The sequence below is a fragment of the Sphingobium phenoxybenzoativorans genome (assembly GCF_018286635.1).
GTDB lineage: Bacteria > Pseudomonadota > Alphaproteobacteria > Sphingomonadales > Sphingomonadaceae > Sphingobium > Sphingobium phenoxybenzoativorans.
Genome location: NZ_CP073910.1, coordinates 676,632 through 693,079, shown reverse-complemented (window position 1 = coordinate 693,079; position 16,448 = coordinate 676,632). Strand labels below are relative to the sequence as shown.

General features: G+C 64.9%; 15 protein-coding genes. 13 read left to right on the top strand and 2 right to left on the bottom strand.

What is annotated here, in order from left to right; translation table 11 throughout:
- Positions 1-14 precede the first annotated feature (14 nt).
- The 3 genes from KFK14_RS03465 to KFK14_RS03455 all read left to right on the top strand — a co-directional run bounded on the left by KFK14_RS03465 (position 15) and on the right by KFK14_RS03455 (position 3,565).
- Positions 15-1,898 carry an ABC-F family ATP-binding cassette domain-containing protein gene (locus KFK14_RS03465; protein ID WP_212609888.1) on the top strand — a complete coding sequence of 628 codons (1,884 nt, stop codon included), beginning with the start codon at positions 15-17 and terminating at the stop codon, positions 1,896-1,898.
- 39 nt (positions 1,899-1,937) lie between these two features.
- Positions 1,938-2,705 (top strand): bestrophin-like domain, encoded by a 768-nt coding sequence (locus KFK14_RS03460; protein WP_070156748.1) that lies wholly within the window; start codon positions 1,938-1,940, stop codon positions 2,703-2,705.
- A gap of 212 nt (positions 2,706-2,917) precedes the next feature.
- Positions 2,918-3,565, top strand: coding sequence for a GNAT family N-acetyltransferase (locus KFK14_RS03455; RefSeq protein ID WP_212609887.1), 648 nt, complete (start codon positions 2,918-2,920; stop codon positions 3,563-3,565).
- Here KFK14_RS03455 and queF read toward each other — a convergent pair whose 3' ends face one another.
- Entirely contained in the window at positions 3,566-4,012 is a 447-nt protein-coding gene (queF, locus tag KFK14_RS03450; RefSeq protein ID WP_212609886.1) for a preQ(1) synthase, read from the bottom strand.
- On the opposite strand from queF, the gene KFK14_RS03445 reads away from it, so the two are divergent.
- The 10 genes from KFK14_RS03445 (at position 4,011) to KFK14_RS03400 (ending at position 15,272) form a co-directional block, all read left to right on the top strand.
- Entirely contained in the window at positions 4,011-5,336 is a 1,326-nt protein-coding gene (locus tag KFK14_RS03445; protein ID WP_212609885.1) for a hypothetical protein, read from the top strand. The genes queF and KFK14_RS03445 overlap by 2 nt on opposite strands.
- 77 nt (positions 5,337-5,413) lie before the next feature.
- Positions 5,414-6,256, top strand: a complete 843-nt coding sequence (gene sseA, locus KFK14_RS03440; RefSeq protein ID WP_212609884.1) for a 3-mercaptopyruvate sulfurtransferase — start codon at positions 5,414-5,416, stop codon at positions 6,254-6,256.
- Positions 6,253-7,497 carry a cystathionine beta-lyase gene (metC, locus tag KFK14_RS03435; protein ID WP_212609883.1) on the top strand — a complete coding sequence of 415 codons (1,245 nt, stop codon included), beginning with the start codon at positions 6,253-6,255 and terminating at the stop codon, positions 7,495-7,497. The genes sseA and metC overlap by 4 nt, the downstream gene beginning before the upstream one ends.
- 299 nt (positions 7,498-7,796) lie before the next feature.
- Positions 7,797-8,540, top strand: coding sequence for a TorF family putative porin (locus KFK14_RS03430; protein ID WP_212609882.1), 744 nt, complete (start codon positions 7,797-7,799; stop codon positions 8,538-8,540).
- A 372-nt stretch (positions 8,541-8,912) separates the two neighbouring features.
- A complete protein-coding gene (locus tag KFK14_RS03425) occupies positions 8,913-9,896 on the top strand; it encodes a sterol desaturase family protein (protein ID WP_070156755.1) in 984 nt (327 codons plus the stop codon).
- Positions 9,897-10,024: 128 nt separating this feature from the next.
- Positions 10,025-10,684 (top strand): hypothetical protein, encoded by a 660-nt coding sequence (locus tag KFK14_RS03420; protein WP_212609881.1) that lies wholly within the window; start codon positions 10,025-10,027, stop codon positions 10,682-10,684.
- A gap of 216 nt (positions 10,685-10,900) precedes the next feature.
- Complete coding sequence (locus tag KFK14_RS03415; RefSeq protein ID WP_066768497.1) at positions 10,901-12,124, top strand: IS256 family transposase; 1,224 nt, start codon at positions 10,901-10,903, stop codon at positions 12,122-12,124.
- A 633-nt stretch (positions 12,125-12,757) separates the two neighbouring features.
- Complete coding sequence (locus KFK14_RS03410; protein ID WP_212609880.1) at positions 12,758-13,285, top strand: sterol desaturase family protein; 528 nt, start codon at positions 12,758-12,760, stop codon at positions 13,283-13,285.
- 60 nt (positions 13,286-13,345) lie between these two features.
- Positions 13,346-14,212 (top strand): prolipoprotein diacylglyceryl transferase, encoded by an 867-nt coding sequence (gene lgt, locus KFK14_RS03405; RefSeq protein WP_212609879.1) that lies wholly within the window; start codon positions 13,346-13,348, stop codon positions 14,210-14,212.
- Between the two features lie 4 nt (positions 14,213-14,216).
- Positions 14,217-15,272, top strand: a complete 1,056-nt coding sequence (locus tag KFK14_RS03400; protein ID WP_212611018.1) for a class I SAM-dependent methyltransferase — start codon at positions 14,217-14,219, stop codon at positions 15,270-15,272.
- 165 nt (positions 15,273-15,437) lie between these two features.
- On the opposite strand, the gene KFK14_RS03395 is transcribed toward KFK14_RS03400, so the two are convergent.
- Positions 15,438-16,439 (bottom strand): inorganic phosphate transporter, encoded by a 1,002-nt coding sequence (locus tag KFK14_RS03395; RefSeq protein ID WP_212609878.1) that lies wholly within the window; start codon positions 16,437-16,439, stop codon positions 15,438-15,440.
- Between the last annotated feature and the right edge of the window lie 9 nt (positions 16,440-16,448).

Here is a 16,448-nt window from a genome sequence, read left to right as displayed (position 1 = left end):
TATCGGCCCGCGCCATGCTGAATCTCAACGGAATCACGGTGCGCCTTGGCGGGCGTGTCATCCTCGACCGCGCGACCGCATCGCTGCCGCAGCGCAGCCGTGTCGGCCTTATCGGCCGCAACGGTGCGGGCAAGTCGACGCTGATGAAAGTGATGATCGGCCAGATCGATCCCGATGAGGGCGAGTGCGAGACGCCCCGCGCCGCGCGCGTCGGCTATCTGAAGCAGGATGCGCCGAGCGGCGCCGCAACGCCGTTCGAAACCGTCCTCGCCGCCGATGTCGAGCGCGACGCGCTGCTGGCCGAGAGCGAGACCTGCGAGGACCCGGACAGGCTCGGCGAGATCCACGAGCGGCTCAACACCATCGACGCCTATACCGCGCCCGCCCGCGCCGCGCGCATCCTTGTCGGCCTCGGTTTCGACGAGGAGATGCAGGGGCGGCCGCTCGACAGCTATTCGGGCGGGTGGAAGATGCGGGTGGCGCTCGCCGCCCTGCTCTTTTCCCAGCCCGACCTGCTGCTGCTCGACGAACCGTCGAACCATCTCGACCTGGAAGCGACGCTGTGGCTGGAGAATTTCCTCAAAACCTACCGCGCAACCATCGTCGTCATCAGCCATGAGCGCGACCTGCTGAACAATGTCGTCGACCATATCCTGCATTTGGAGGGCGGCAAGATCACCCTCTATCCGGGCGGTTATGACGCATTCGAGCGCCAGCGCGCGGAACGCCTCGCCCAGTTGGCGGCGGCGGCAGAGAAGCAGGCGGCGCAGCGCGCCAAACTGCAGGATTATGTGGCCCGCAACTCCGCCCGCGCCTCCACGGCAAAGCAGGCGCAGTCGCGCGCCAAGGCGCTGGCGAAGATGCAGCCCATCGCCGCCGCGATGGAGGACCCGACCCTGTCCTTCGCCTTCCCCAGTCCGCCCGAACTGCGCCCGCCGCTGGTGACGCTGGACATGGCGAGCGTCGGCTATGACGAGACGCCGATCCTGAAGCGCCTCAATCTGCGCATCGACCCGGACGACCGGATCGCGCTGCTCGGCCGCAACGGCAATGGCAAGACCACGCTCGCCCGCCTGATCGCCGCGCAACTTCCGCCGATGGAAGGGGCGATGAATAGCTCCAACAAGATGAAGGTCGGTTATTTCACCCAATATCAGGTGGAGGAACTGGACACGCGCGACACGCCGCTGGAGCATATGACGCGCCAGATGAAGGGCGCGACGCCGGGCGCGGTGCGTGCACAGCTTGGCCGCTTCGGCTTTTCCGGCGACCGCGCGATCCAGAAGGTGGGCAGCCTGTCAGGCGGCGAGCGCGCGCGGCTGGCGCTGGCGCTGATCACCCGCGATGCGCCGAACATGCTGATCCTCGACGAACCGACCAACCATCTGGACGTCGATTCCCGCGAGGCGCTGGTGCAGGCGCTCAACGACTATGACGGCGCGGTGGTGGTCGTCAGCCATGACCGTCACATGATCGAACTGGTCGCCGACCGGCTGGTGCTGGTCGATGGCGGTACGGCCGCCGAATATGCGGGTACGCTCGACGACTATACCGACCTCATCCTGCGCAAGGGCGGCGAGAACAGCGCGGGCAGCGGCGGCGATGCGCCCAAGACGGATCGCAAGGCCGACCGGAAGGCCGCGGCGGAAGCGCGCGAGAAAAACAAGGTGCTGCGCATCGCCGTCCATGACGCGGAAAAGGCGATGGAGAAGCTGACCGCCGAACGCAGCCGCATCGACCGCGCCATGTTCGACCCCGCCTCCGCCGGTCCGCAGGAAAAGGACCTGACGATGGGCGAACTGATGCGCCGCCGGGGCGATGTGGAGAAAAAGCTGGAGGCCGCAGAGGCGCGCTGGATGGAGGCCACAGAGGCGCTGGAGAGCGGCATGGCCGCGTGATAGTGTCGCTATCCTGACGGTCGACGGGGGGATGAGACAATGTCATGGTTTGAAAGCGCGCCGCTGCCTCTTGTCGCGTTCGTCATCTTCGTTGCATTTATCGCGGCGTTCGAACTGGGCTATCGCGGGCATGGCTGGCTGAAAGCCGATCGGGGCACCGGACGCAACGAAGGGCCGGACTATCTGCTCTCGGCGGTGCTCGGCCTTCTCGCCCTGCTGCTGGGCTTTACTTTTTCGATGGCGCTCAGCCGGTACGATGCGCGGCGCGATCTGGTAGTGCAAGAAGCGAATGCGATTGGCACGGTTTGGCTGCGCGCGCAATTGCTGAAAGAACCCGCGCGCGGGGCGCTGCGCCGCGAGCTTCCGGCCTATGTCGATACCCGCCTCGCCTGGTCGGAGAGTGCAGCCAGCGACCAGACGGCATTCAGCGCGACGACCGCCAGCCAGCAGCAATTATGGTCGGCGACCGGCGTCGCCATGCGTGGCGACTCCTCCGCGCTTCTGTCGCGTGGCCTGATGGATTCGGTGAACCAGGCGTTCGACATAGCATCCGCGCGGGCGGCGGCCCGGTCGGCGCATGTCCCGCAACGGGTGATGTCGGTGCTGATGCTCTACGCCATGCTGTCGGTGGTGATGCTGGGTTATATTCAGGCGGCGGGCGGACGCGCGCATCGCGTGGCGACGACATTGCTGCTCGTCCTGCTCACGCTCGCGCTGGTCGTGATCCTTGACCTTGACCGGCCACGGGACGGCGCGATCGAGGTTTCGCAACAGCCGCTGGAGGATCTGCGCGCCAGCATGCGGTGATGAGCAGCCTTTCCCAAAACTGTGCCTTTTTGGCGCGTTTACAGTTAGATACAAAGCCGACACTAACGAGATGACAGCCGGCGCTATCGGGCGTTCCTGGGGAACAGGGAGTCATGATGGGGCATCACCCACAATTGGGATTGGCCGGATATGAGCCGCTTCGGTCAAAGCGTCAGGCCCAAGCTCCCGCTTCATCTCCGGTCCGACGGGTTATGCCGCAACAGGCGGAACGGTCCGTCATCGGGCTTGGCGGCCGCCTCTCCTATCTGTTCGGCCGCGTCTGCAGCCGCATCCCCGGCATCGCCTATGTCCGTCACCGGATTGTGGCGGTGGATATTCACACCATGCCGCCCATGCCGCGCGGCTATTACGCGCGCCTGATCGGGCCGGGTGAGCTGGCCGGGCATCGCATCGATGCCTGCGCTGCGGTGCAGGCGGAGCGGTTCGCCGCCGGGATGCTGTGCCTGGGCGCGTTCAACAGCCGGGATGCGCTGGTCGGCGTGACCTGGCTCGATATGGAGACGCATGACGAGAGGGTGCTGGGCGTCCGCTTTCGCCTGCCCGCCCATGCGGCATGGGATGGCGGGCTGTGGATCGATGAGGAACGCAGGCTGAGCCGCGCCTTCGTCGCCTTATGGGCGGGCATCAGAGACTGGCTGGATGACCAGGGCCTGCGCCAGTCGATCAGCAGCATCGCCGATTATAACGCCGCATCGCTCGCGGCGCATCGCAGCCTTGGCGCCCGCGTGATCGGCCATGTCGCCGTGCTGCGGATCGGCCGCCACCAACTGACCTTCGGCGGAAAAGGGGGACGCCCGCGCCTCACCCGCGCCGGAGTTCGGCCGGAGATCAGGCTGTAATCACCCCCGCCCGCGATAGGTGGGCACGTCCTGCGGCGGCAGCCACAGCCCGGCGGGCGGCGCCCCCGATTGCCAGAACACGTCGATGGGTATGCCGCCGCGCGGATACCAATAGCCGCCGATGCGCAGCCATAGCGGTTTCATTTCCGCAAACAGCCGCTCGCCGATGCCGACCGTGCAATCCTCGTGGAACGCCGCATGGTTGCGGAATGCGCCCAGGAACAGTTTGAACGACTTGGATTCAACGATCGTGTCGCCCGGCGCATAGTCGAGCACGAGGTGCGCAAAGTCCGGCTGGCCGGTCACCGGACAGAGAGAGGTGAACTCCGGCGAGGTGAGGCGCACCAGATAAGGCTTGCCGGGACGTGGGTTGGGAACATAATCGAGCACCGCTTCCGCCGGGCTGGCGGGCAGCGTGCTTGTCTGGCCAAGATGGATAGGAGTCATGGGCGCTCATCTAGTGTATCGCACGGCGAATGTCATCGCCCGCCGCCATTCATCGGCGGTTAAGCGCATGACGCGCCTTCGCCATGCCATCATGGGGAGCAGACATCTATTATTGGCGGCGGGGGCCGCGATCGCTTTCGGTCCGGCAATGGCGATCGCGCAGGACGCCGCCCCCACCCAGCCGCCGCCTCCCGGCAGCCTGCAAGGTTTCCAGCTCGATCCTTCCCGCGATACAAGCAAGCCGCGCCCGCCGGAGCGCGAAGGGCCGGAGATAGAGAGCCGCCCCGCTGCGCCGCTCCCGGCCCCCGCGCCAGCCGTCACCGCGCCGCCGCCGGTCAGCCGCACGGTCCAGCCAACGCCCGCGCCGTCCTCCACGGCGCAGCAGCCCGCGCGCCAGCGGGAGCCGCAGCAATCCGCGCCGCAAACGCGCGGGGCGGCGGCTGCGCCCGTAGTCCAGCAACCCGCACCGGTTCAAACTGCGCCAGCCCAGCCTGCGCCAGTCACGTCTACACCCTTGGAAACCCCTCCGCCGATGGCCGCCGAACCGGCCGCGCCGGACACCCAGCTCCCGGCCGGCAATGTGGCGGAAACCGCCGCCGTCCCTGCCGAAACGCCATCCCGTTCCACCCTGCCGTGGATCATCGCCGCACTGGTTGTGGCCGGGATCGCGGCGCTGACCCTGGTCCTGCGCCGCCGGAAAAGGCCCGCCGAAGATTTTGCGGAGCCGGACATCGCCCCGGAAACCGCTACGCTCTCCGGCGATATCCCCCCATCCTCCGTCGACGCGCCGGAGGCCGCCGAGCCTGTCCAGCCCGCCCGGCCCAGCGCCGCCCTGGCCATCGAGTTTCACCCGCTTGGCGCGCGCCACACCTTGATCGGGGCGGCGGTCGGCTATCGCATAATCCTGCATAATGAAGGCGAGGTGGCGGCGGAAAATGTCGCCATCGCGACGATGATCGCCAATGCCGACGCGCGGCAGGAGCAGGAGCTTGCGGGCTTCTTCGCCCGGCCGGTGCATGCGCCCAGCCATTCGGCGGATCGCATCGAGCCGGGCTTTTCCGTGGAATTTACCGGCGAGCTGCGTCTGGCCAGCGATGCGATCGTGCCGATCAAGGTGCGCGACCGGGCGCTGCTGATCCCCCTGGTCGCCTTCAGCGCCCATTATGGCTGGGACGGCGGCAATGGCTACAGCGCCGCCGCCTTCATCGTGGGCGAGGAAAGCGATCCTCCCCGCGAACGCATGGCCCCCTTCCGCATCGATCAGGGGCCGAGGCAATATCGCTCCGTCGGCAGCCGGGCCGCCCGCACCGCGCTCGTCGGCTGACGCGCGCGGTTGAATCGCGCGCACCCGCTTCCCTCCCGGCTTTTCGCGCATTAAGGGGGTGCCAAAGGGAGTTGGGCATGGAATTGCTGGTATCGACGGAATGGCTTGCGGGGGAATTGGGCGCGAGCGACCTGCGCGTGGTCGACGCGACATTGTTCTTGCCCGGAAGCGACCGCGATCCGGCGAAGGAATATGAGGCCGGACATATCCCCGGCGCTTTCTTCCTGAACCTGCCCGAACTGATCGACAGCAACGATCCGCGGCCCGGCATGCTGCCCCCGCCGGAAAAATTCGCCAGCCGCATGCAGGCGCTCGGCCTGGGCGATGGCAGCCGCGTCGTCGTCTACGACAACAGCCCGCTGCGCACCTCCGCCCGCGCCTGGTGGATGTTCCATGTGTTCGGCGCGCATAATGTCGCGATCCTCGACGGCGGCCTGCCGAAATGGGTGGCGGAGAAGCGCGAGCTGGAAACCGGCCGCCCCAAGACCCGTCATCGCCACTTCACCGTGTGGAAGGACGAATCGATGGTCCGCACCAAGGCGGACATGGTCGCCAACCTCAAGAGCAAGGCGGCGCAGGTCGTCGACGCGCGCAGCATGAGCCGCTTTACCGGCGAGGACCCGGAACCGCGCGCGGGCATGGCGTCGGGTCATATCCCCGGTTCCGTCTGCCTGCCCTACAGCCGCCTGTTCAACGCCGACAATAGCTGGAAGCGCGGCCATGAGCTTCGCGGCCTGTTCCATGAGGCGGGGATCGACCTCAACCGTCCGCTGATCGCGACCTGCGGCAGCGGCGTGACGGCGGCCGACATCCTGTTCGCCGCCCGCCTGCTCGGTAAGGAGGACGTGACCCTCTATGACGGAAGCTGGGGCGAGTGGGGCGCGGATGCGGACACGCCAAAGGCCACAGGCGGCGCATGAATGAGGGCGGCGAAGGCGAAGGGGAAAGCGAGGGTATCGGACGCCCCGCGCCGCGCCCTCTGACCCATCTGGCGCAGGCCGGACGCCGCGCCGAATGGACCAGCATGCCGGGCCAGCCGGGCGGCATCGTCAACCCGCCGGTCTGGCGCGCCTCGACCATCCTCTATGATGATGTCGCGCATCTGAAGGCGGCATCCGGCCGCGATCCGCATGAGCGGCTATTCTATGGGCGCAAGGGCACGCCGACCGCCTGGTCGCTGGCCGATGCGCTGACGTCGATGGAGCCGGGCGCCAAGGGCACGATGCTGTTCCCGTCCGGCGTCGCGGCCATCGCCTGCTCCCTGATGGCAGTGCTGAAGCCCGGCGACCAGTTGCTAATGGTCGACGCCGCCTATGATCCCACGCGGGGCTTCTGCGAACGGATGCTGAAGCCGCTGGGGATCGAGACGATCTATTATGATCCCACGATCGGCGCGGACATCGCCGCCCTGTTCACGGACAGGACGAAGGCGATCTTCCTGGAAAGTCCCGGCAGCCTGACGTTCGAGGTGCAGGACATCCCCGCCATCACCGCGCTGGCGAGGGCGCGGGACATCGTCACGCTGATGGACAATACCTGGGCGACGCCGCTCTATTTTCAGGCGCTGGCCAAGGGCGTCGACATCTCCATCGTCGCCTGCACCAAATATATTGTCGGCCATAGCGACGTGATGATCGGGTCGGCGACCGCCACGCCGGAGCTGTGGCCTGCCCTGCGCAGCAGCGCCTATCTGTTCGGGCAGATGACCAGCCCCGACGACGCCTGGCTCGCCGCGCGCGGGCTTCGCACCCTTGGCGTGCGGCTGGCGCAGCATCAGGCGGGCGCGCTGCAGGTCGCGCAATGGCTGGCCGACCGGCCGGAGGTGGCGCGCGTGCTGCACCCTGCCCTACCCGGCTGCTCCGGCCATGACATCTGGCTGCGCGACTTTTCCGGCTCCACCGGCCTGTTCACCTTCATCCTGAACGGCGGCGGCGACAAGGCGCGCGCCGCCCTGATCGACGGGCTTGCGCATTTCGGCATCGGCTATAGCTGGGGCGGGTTTGAAAGCCTGGCTCTGCCGGTCGACCCGGCGCGCTATCGCAGCGCAACGCGCTGGGAAGCGGAGGGCCCCGCCATCCGCCTGCATATCGGCCTGGAGGACCCGGCCGACCTGATCACGGACCTTGACGCTGGCCTCGCCAGATTTCGTGCATCCGCCTGAAAATCAGGCATTCCCAATATGATGGTTAACGGGCGCGCAATTATGCTGCGCGCCTGCGCCGTATAAATATCAGCGGACGGAAATTATCGTTTTTCCGGCCCGCGGGAGAGCTGCAAATTGTTGCATAGCAGCAACATATAGAAATCAAACAGACAATGAGAGCCATAAATTTCTTGTGCGCTGCCACATGGCAGAGCATTGGGATGCCATTGCCGATCACGCAGTCCCGCCCGGAAAGGGTCGAGAGACGAGGATCGTAACGCAGGTGGGACGACCGCACGAACCATAAGGGGAATATCATGCGTAAGTCCGTACTCGGCCTCTCGGCCGTCCTTCTTTCCACGCTCGCCGCAGCGCCGGCATTCGCACAGGATGAGCCGACACCGGCCGTCACTGTCACTGCAAACGCCGCCGTCGTCAGCGACTATCGCTTCCGCGGCATCTCGCAGACCGACAAGCGTTTCGCGCTGCAGGGCGGCATCACTGTCTCCCATGAATCGGGCTTCTACGTGTCGGCCTGGGGTTCTTCGATTGACGATTATGTCGCCGCGGGCGGCGACCAGGAACTCGACCTGATCGCCGGTTTCTCCAAGACGGTCGGCGCAGCGACGTTCGACGTCGGCGTGCTCTATTACTACTATCCCGGTTCGGGCGGCGCCAACACCGACTTCATCGAGCCCTATGCGTCGATCAAGGGCACGTTCGGCCCGGCCACAGCGAAGCTGACCGCCAACTATGCGCCGAAGTCCAGCGCCCTGTCGGTCGGCAACGGCAAGGAAGACAATCTGTATATCGCGGGCGACCTGTCGGCGACCCTGCCGGACACGCCCATTGGCTTCACCGCGCATCTCGGCCACAGCTTCGGTCCGAGCTACCTGACGATCGGCAAGGAATACACCGACTGGAACGTCGGCGCTTCCTACACCTGGGATCATCTGACCTTTGGCGTCGGCTATTTCGACACGAACAAGAACGCCTATTCGCCGACCGGCCGCAACATCAGCAAGGCGGGCGTCGTCGCATCGATCACCGCCGCTTTCTGATCCGATTTCATGGCAGGAACAGGGCCGCGATCCTCCGGGTTCGCGGCCCTTTTCTTTTGGGCGTCCGGCCTGGTGAAGCCGGGAATATCGGCGGGGCGGACAGGATATGTCTGCGGCCCGCGCCCTACAGGAGTCGCGCGCCTATGCGTCGCGCGATTCGGCGCTGCGACGGAACCCCGGCGCTCACCCCCCTTCTTAACCATGCCCCGTTCCGCGCACTGAATGGCGGGCGGACGGGAAAATCCGCCCATTTTCCAGTAAAGACGGGGGATCGCTGCACTATTGCTGTAGACAGGGCGCGCATTATGATATTACGTTAGCGAAAATTAGTATTACCGGAGAGGGCGACCAGATATTGCAGGGGCAGGCGATATGGATGGAGTTCGCGTAGGTAAAAGGGTGATCGGTGCACAGGCGCCCGTAACCATCGGTTGGGAAAACATCCCCAGGGTGCAAGGCGGCCCGGTGAGGCAATTCATCTTCACCTGGTTCCAGCCCACCATGCTGTTCGCGCTGATCGCGTTCTGGTATTACGCGCCCAACTCCATCGCCAAGGCGTCGACAGCCATCGGCATCGGCATCGGCTTTCGTGTGCTGCTGCTCGCGCTCGAATGGGTGAACCCGCGTTTCGATAGCTGGCGCCTGACCTGGAAGGAGCTGGTTACCGACCTGTTCTATGTCGGGCTTGGCTATACGGTGCTCCGCCTGGTCGACGGCTTTATCGGCGACGGCGCGATGATCGAGGCCATCCAGCATTCCCTCAATTGGGAAAAATTCATGTGGTTCATGGCCTTGCCGCTGCTGGTGCAGGCGTTCCTGATCTCGTTCATCTTCGATTTCGGCCAATATTGGATGCATCGCGGCATGCATAATTGGTATCCGCTGTGGCTGACCCACGCGCCGCATCACTTCATCACGCAGCTCAACATCAATAAGGGCGCGGTCGGCAACCCGGTCGAACTGTTTCTGATCGGCCTGGGCATTGGCGGCTTCTTCGACTTCCTGCCGCGCGCCGCTTTGCTGGCGGGCACCTTCGGCCTGGCGGTCGCGAGCTATCAGCATATCAATGTCCGCTTCAACTCGCCCCGCTGGTGGCGTTTCCTGTTCAACACCACCGAGCATCACAGCCTGCACCATTCGCAGGATTATGAGGCCACCCGCAGCAATTATGCGGGCACCTGGGTCATCATCGACCGGATGTTCGGCACCTGCGTCGATGGCGAGGCGGAACTGCTGGGCATGGAGGGCGGACGCAGGATGTCGATTCGCGAGACGATGCACTATCCCTTCACCGAGGGGTGGAAGACGATCAGGGAAAAATTCGGCAGGCCAGTGGCGGCGGTGCCGGCCGAGTGATCGCCCGGCTTCGCCCGCACATCTCCTTTCGTCCATTCGCACTATTCAGGTTGGGACCGCCATGGGCGGCCCCGATTGAGCCTTAGCGCCCGGAACGGCCGCGAAAGGCGCTCTCAAAAGGAAATCATGTGAGCCTGCGCTTCATCGACTGGATCTGGCATATCCGGGGCAGCCTGGCGCTTGCCCCCGGGCAATCGAGCGATGACGCCTTTGACCGGCTCGATCCCCTGTTCCGTCAGCCCAATACCAGCCACGAACGGACGGGCGACGCGCTGACCTTCAACAAGAAGGATCAGGCGGCGCAGGACAAGATGTCCATTTTCGACGATGGCGTGCTGCGGATCGAAAAGGGCGCGGCCGGGTCTGTGCTGCGTTATGACTTGACCAGCCGGGCATTGCTTTACTGCTTTCTCGCGCCGCTGCTGTTTCTGGGCTTTGCGCAACTGACCATCGCCGTGGGCCAGTTCCAGAAGCCGTCGACTGAAGCGGCGGAAAAGGCGAAGAAGGAAGACAAGAAGAAAGCGGAACTGCCGCAGCATTGGATCGACAAGGCCCTGGGCGCGCCCGCACCCGAAAAGCCCAAGAAAGACGACGAGGACAAGAAGAAGGGCGAAAAGGGAAAGGGAAAAGGCAAAGACAAGGATAAAGAGAAGGAGAAGGACGAGAAGCCTTCCCCGACGCCCGCCTATGTCTTTGCGGCGATCTTCGCCACGCTCTATGTCGCCGGGCGCATCCTGGAAGACAGGCTGATCAAGGCGCTGTTCAAGAGGCGCTTGTTGAAGCCATAGCCCATTTGCCGCCCGCACGGGGAGGATCGGCGCGGGGGATTGGGTGGAAAGCGAAACCTCTGCTTTTTGCCGTCACGCCAGCGGAGGCCGGGACATCAGGCCCGGCGGCGCATCATCTTCTGACATGGCGAGGCGAAAAGGGTGCGTGGCGGACATCATGGGACTGTCAGGATTTCCGTGTGTGGGCGGGCATAATGGGCAAGAAGGAGTCCCACTATGTCCCGACGCAAGGAGCCGGTAATTCCGGCTGATTTACTGGATCAACTTCTGGCTGGCGGCGATGCCACGGCAGCCCTTCAGCAGGGTGGCCTTCTGGATTCGCTGAAGAAGGCGCTGGCCGAACGCGCCCTCAATGCTGAGATGGATCATCATCTTGGGCACGGCGACCAGGCCGGCAACAACCGTAATGGCTATGGCCGCAAGACGGTGGTCACGGACACCGGCAAGATCGAGATCGAGGTACCCCGCGATCGGCAGGGCAGCTTTGATCCGCAACTGATCGCCAAGTACCAGCGCCGGTTCCCCGGCTTCGACGACAAGATCGTGTCGATGTACGCGCGCGGCATGAGCACGCGGGAGATCACCGGGCATCTGCGCGAGCTATACGGCATCGACGTTTCGCCGGACCTCATATCGACCGTCACCGACGCCGTGCTCGAGGAGGTCGCCGCCTGGCAGGCCCGCCCGCTCGATCCGGCCTATCCGCTGGTTTTCTTCGACGCCATTCGGGTCAAGATCCGCGATGAGGGCATGGTCCGCAACAAGGCGATCCACATCGCGCTGGGTGTGCTGGCCGATGGCACCAAGGTCGTTCTGGGCCTGTGGATCGAGCAGAACGAAGGCGCCAAATTCTGGCTGCGCGTCATGAACGAGCTGAAGAACCGTGGCGTCGAGGACATCATGCTGGCCGTTGTCGATGGCCTCAAGGGCTTCCCTGACGCAATCACCGCCGTGTTCCCAGAAGCCGTGGTCCAAACGTGCATCGTCCATCTGCTGCGCAACTCAATGGACTTCGTCTCCTGGAAGGACCGCAAGCCGCTGGCCACGGCACTGAAGGGCATTTACCGCGCCGTCGACGCCAAGGCCGCCGAGGAAGCACTCACGGCCTTCGAGGACAGCGAATGGGGGCGGCGCTACCCTGCAATCGGCCAGAGCTGGCGGCGGGCGTGGAGTGAAGTTATTCCCTTCTTCGCCTTCCCCGACGAGGTCCGCAGGATCGTCTACACCACGAATGCCATTGAGGCCCTGAATGCCCAGCTCCGGCGGGCGGTCAGAGCCAGAGGACACTTTCCCAACGACGAGGCCGCGACCAAGTTGCTCTATCTGATCTTGAACAGATCCGAGAAAGAGTGGAAAATGCCGCCGCGTGAGTGGTCCATGGCCAAGGCCCAGTTCGCCGTCCTGTTCGGCGAACGCTTCATCAAGGCCATGGCGGCGTAATGTTTAACCGCCCGCCCACACACGGAAATCCTGACAGTCCCGACATCATCGCCGCAATACGCTAGCGCCATCGCGAATAGCTGCCGTCATCCCGGACTTGATCCGGGATCCATGAGCGCAAGCTTCTGTGCAGTCATGCCGGCGTGGAGCCAATGGAGCCCGCATCAGGTGCGGGATGACGGAACGGGAGAGGCGGACTGCCGCTTTTTTAATCCTCCCCTTTGAGGGGAGGTGGCATTCCGCCGGAATGACGGAGGGGTGCCGCCCTCACGATAGCGCGCCACCCCTCCACCAGCTTCGCTGGTCCCCCTCCCCTTGCAGGGGAGGATTTTTCAGGCCCCGAACTAGCCGGAGAGCACCTCCCCTTTCGTCATTCCAGCGCAGACGGGTGGATTTTGGACGACAGCTTTTAGCCCTCTCCCGTTTACGGGAGAGGGTTGGGTGAGGGTTTTACTAGAGGCGCGGGCCTTCGCTTCGCTTGCTCTCATCCAACTGCGCCCAGTCCGCTGCGCTCTCAAGGCTGCATATCCTTCTCCCGCCTTCGAGAGAAGGGTTCAACAACCACTATCGCTCGCCAACCGCCATCAAAACCATCCGGTTCCCTCCCCTCTCCATCATCGCTATACCACCCCCATGTCCTTTCCCCTGCTCGCCCTGATCTTCCTTGCCACCGTCATGGCGATGGAGGGGTTTGCCTATGTCATGCATCGCTGGGTGATGCATGGGCCGGGCTGGGTGCTGCACGCCAGCCACCACCGGCCGCGCACTGGCTTCTGGGAATTGAACGACCTGTATTTTGTGATCTTCGCCACGCCATCCTTCCTGCTCCTGCTGGGCGGGGTGCAGCTTGGCTGGGGCGGCTGGGCGACGGCGGTGGGCGCTGGCGTCGCGGCCTATGGTGCGATCTATCTGGGCTTCCACGACATCATCGTGCATCAGCGGGTGCCGCATCGCTATGTCGCGCGGTCCCGATATATGAAGCGCATCGTCCAGGCCCATCGCCTGCACCACGCCGTCGAAACCAAAGAGGGCACGGTCAGCTTCGGCTTTCTGGTCGCGCCCCGGCCGGAAGCGTTGAAGGCGGAACTGGCGCGGCGCGGCCGCGCCGGCGTCCGCATGCCCTCCGCCACTGCGGCGAGCCTGCGCGAAACCGACGTCTGAAAGCCGCTTGGTATCGCCCGGCACTTCCTTTATGCAGGCGCAAAATAGCGAGGAAACGCCTTGATCCTGACCATTGCGGCCGCCGCCGCTTCGCACATCCGCTTCGAGGATCTGGGCCTCAGCCCGGTCGCGCTCGACCTCGGCTTCTTCACGCTGAAATGGTACAGCCTCGCCTATCTGGCGGGCATATTGATCGGCTACTGGTATCTGCTGAAGCTGATCCGCCAGCCGGGCGCGCCGATGGCGCGCCGCCATGCCGACGACATGATCTTCTATGCGACGCTGGGCATCATCATCGGTGGGCGGCTGGCCTATGTGCTGTTCTACCAGCCGGAAATCCTCCAGCATCCGCTCGACATCTTCAAACTGTGGAATGGCGGCATGTCCTTCCATGGCGGCGTGATCGGCGTGTCGCTCGGCATCCTCTATCTCGCCCGCAAGGAGGGGCTGAGCTGGCTGCGCGTGCATGATTATGTCGCCTGCTGCGTGCCCTTCGGCCTGTTCTTCGGCCGCCTCGCCAATTTCGTGAACGGCGAATTGTGGGGCAAGGAAACCGATGTGCCCTGGGCGATGGTCTTTCCGACCGGCGGCCCCTTCGCCCGCCACCCCAGCCAGCTTTACGAAGCTGTGCTGGAGGGGCTGCTGCTGTTCCTCATCCTCTGGTTCGCCTTCTGGAAAACCAAGGCGCGCTATCAGCCCGGCAAGCTGGTCGGCATCTTCCTGCTCGGTTACGGCCTTGCCCGGTTCAGCGTGGAATTCTTCCGCGAGGCGGACGTGCAGTTGCTGGAATTCGCGCACCGCACCGGCCTGCACATGGGCCAGTGGCTGACCCTGCCGATGATCGTGGGCGGCCTCTACCTGATCGCCACGGCGAAGGGCCGGCGAGTCCGCGTGGAGCCCACCGCCGGAAGCGCGAGTGTCTCCTGACCAGATGACGCTGGGCCAGCGGCTGGCCCGGCAGATCGAGGCGGGCGGGCCAATCTCCATCGCGCATTTCATGGGCGAGGCGAACGCCCATTATTATGCGGGCCGCGATCCGCTGGGCGCGGCGGGCGATTTCATCACCGCGCCGGAAATCAGCCAGATGTTCGGGGAACTGGTGGGCCTGTGCCTCGCCGATGTCTGGATGCGGACCGGGCGGAAGGGCGATCCCCTCTATCTGGAGCTGGGGCCGGGGCGCGGCACGCTGGCCGTCGATGCGTTGCGGGCGATGGCGTCGGCGGCGCTCGCGCCCAAGGTCCATTTCGTCGAGACCAGCCCCACCCTGCGCGACCGGCAGAAGGCCGCCCTGCCCCATGTGATATTCCACGACGATCTGGCCGATGTGCCCACGACCGGCCCGCTGCTGGCCGTCGCCAACGAATTTTTCGACGCGCTTCCGGTCCGTCAGGTCGAGCGGACGGAACAGGGCTGGCGGGAACGGGTGGTGATCGGTGGCCTAGGCGAACCCGGCGAAAGCTTCATCCCCATGCCCGGATACCGCCCGATGGAATCCGCCGTGCCGGAGGCTCTGCGCAACGCGCCGGCCGGGTCTATCGTGGAAACCTCCCCCGCCTCCGCCACGGTCGCGCTGGAGCTGGCGCAGCGCATCGCGCGGCAGGGCGGATGCGCGATCATCATCGATTATGGCTATGAGGGGCCAGCGGTCGGCGACACGCTGCAGGCGGTGCGCGGGCACCAGATGACCGACCCCTTCACCCATGTCGGGGACAGCGACCTCACCGCCCATGTCGACTTTACCATGATCGGCAATGTCGCACGGCAGGCGGGCCTGCGCGTGCATGGCCCGGTGGGTCAGGGCGCGTTCCTGACGGCGCTCGGCATCGATGCGCGGGCCGCTTCTCTGTCGCGCGGATCGCCGGAACGGGCGGCGGAACTGGAGCAGGCGCGGGACCGGCTGACGTCGGCCGCACAGATGGGCGAGTTGTTCAAGGTGATCGCGATTTGCCACCCCGACTGGGCCACGCCGGAGGGGTTTGGGGGGTAATTACCTGGCTCTCAACAGTCCGTTCGGGCTGAGCCTGTCGAAGCCTTGCCCTTCTTCAGGGCGTGCTCCTGCGAAAGCAGGAGTCCAGTTCGGAGCGTGGGCCCGGGCTCCTGCTTTCGCAGGAGCACATCATCTTTAGCAGCACACAGCCCGAACTACCCTGCTCTAAAACAGCCCCGCCAACGCATAGAATCCCGCCCCGATCGCCGCCGCCGCGGGCAGCGTCACCACCCAGGCGACGATGATGTTGGATGCGACGTTCCACCGCACCGCGGACAGCCGCCGCGATGCGCCGACGCCCACAATGGCCCCGGTGATCGTGTGCGTCGTCGACACCGGCACGCCCAGATGCGTCGCCATGAACAGGGTGATCGCGCCGCCGGTTTCCGCGCAGAAGCCCTGCGCCGGGGTCAGCCGGGTGATCTTTGATCCCATGGTATGGACGATCTTCCATCCGCCCATCATCGTGCCCAGCGCCATCGCCGCCTGACAGGACAGCACCACCCAGAGCGGCACATGAAAGCCCCCCTGCAATATCCCTTGCGAATAGAGCAACACGGCGATGATCCCCATCGTCTTTTGCGCGTCATTGCCGCCATGGCCGAGCGAATAGAGCGAAGCCGACACAAGCTGCAGCTTGCGGAACCACTGGTCGGCCCGCTGCGGCGTGAATCGCACGAACAGCCAGGAGATGAGCAGCACCAGCATCAGCGCCAGGAACAGGCCGATGGCCGGCGACATCACGATCGCCGCGCTGGTCTTGAACACGCCGCTCCACACCACCGCCGACAGCCCGGCCTTGGCAGTGCCCGCCCCCAGCAGGCCGCCAATCAGCGCATGACTGCTGCTTGACGGGATGCCCAAAACCCAGGTGATGACGTTCCAGCTTATCGCCCCCATCAGCGCGCCGAAAATCACCTGCGCGTCGATGACGTTCGCCTCGACAATGCCCTTGCCCACCGTCTCCGCGACATGCAGGCCGAAGAACAGGAAGGCGATGAAGTTGAAGAAAGCGGCCCAGGCGACGGCGAACTGCGGTTTCAGCACGCGGGTCGACACGATGGTCGCAATCGAATTGGCCGCGTCGTGCAGGCCGTTCAGGAAATCGAACAGCAACGCCACGCCGATCAGCGCGACGAGCAGGGGAAAGGCGATGTGCGCGTCCATCGGCCGGGC

What these genes read in the sequence shown, in the direction of transcription:
- KFK14_RS03425 (WP_070156755.1), top strand. Translation starts at nt 8,913, where the DNA reads ATGGATGGAGTTCGCGTAGGTAAAAGGGTGATCGGTGCACAGGCGCCC.
- KFK14_RS03460 (WP_070156748.1), top strand. Translation starts at nt 1,938, where the DNA reads ATGTCATGGTTTGAAAGCGCGCCGCTGCCTCTTGTCGCGTTCGTCATC.
- KFK14_RS03415 (WP_066768497.1), top strand. Translation starts at nt 10,901, where the DNA reads ATGTCCCGACGCAAGGAGCCGGTAATTCCGGCTGATTTACTGGATCAA.
- queF (WP_212609886.1), bottom strand. Translation starts at nt 4,012, where the DNA reads ATGACTCCTATCCATCTTGGCCAGACAAGCACGCTGCCCGCCAGCCCG.
- metC (WP_212609883.1), top strand. Translation starts at nt 6,253, where the DNA reads ATGAATGAGGGCGGCGAAGGCGAAGGGGAAAGCGAGGGTATCGGACGC.
- sseA (WP_212609884.1), top strand. Translation starts at nt 5,414, where the DNA reads ATGGAATTGCTGGTATCGACGGAATGGCTTGCGGGGGAATTGGGCGCG.
- KFK14_RS03400 (WP_212611018.1), top strand. Translation starts at nt 14,217, where the DNA reads ATGACGCTGGGCCAGCGGCTGGCCCGGCAGATCGAGGCGGGCGGGCCA.
- KFK14_RS03455 (WP_212609887.1), top strand. Translation starts at nt 2,918, where the DNA reads ATGCCGCAACAGGCGGAACGGTCCGTCATCGGGCTTGGCGGCCGCCTC.
- KFK14_RS03465 (WP_212609888.1), top strand. Translation starts at nt 15, where the DNA reads ATGCTGAATCTCAACGGAATCACGGTGCGCCTTGGCGGGCGTGTCATC.
- KFK14_RS03395 (WP_212609878.1), bottom strand. Translation starts at nt 16,439, where the DNA reads ATGGACGCGCACATCGCCTTTCCCCTGCTCGTCGCGCTGATCGGCGTG.
- KFK14_RS03430 (WP_212609882.1), top strand. Translation starts at nt 7,797, where the DNA reads ATGCGTAAGTCCGTACTCGGCCTCTCGGCCGTCCTTCTTTCCACGCTC.
- KFK14_RS03445 (WP_212609885.1), top strand. Translation starts at nt 4,011, where the DNA reads ATGGGCGCTCATCTAGTGTATCGCACGGCGAATGTCATCGCCCGCCGC.
- KFK14_RS03410 (WP_212609880.1), top strand. Translation starts at nt 12,758, where the DNA reads ATGTCCTTTCCCCTGCTCGCCCTGATCTTCCTTGCCACCGTCATGGCG.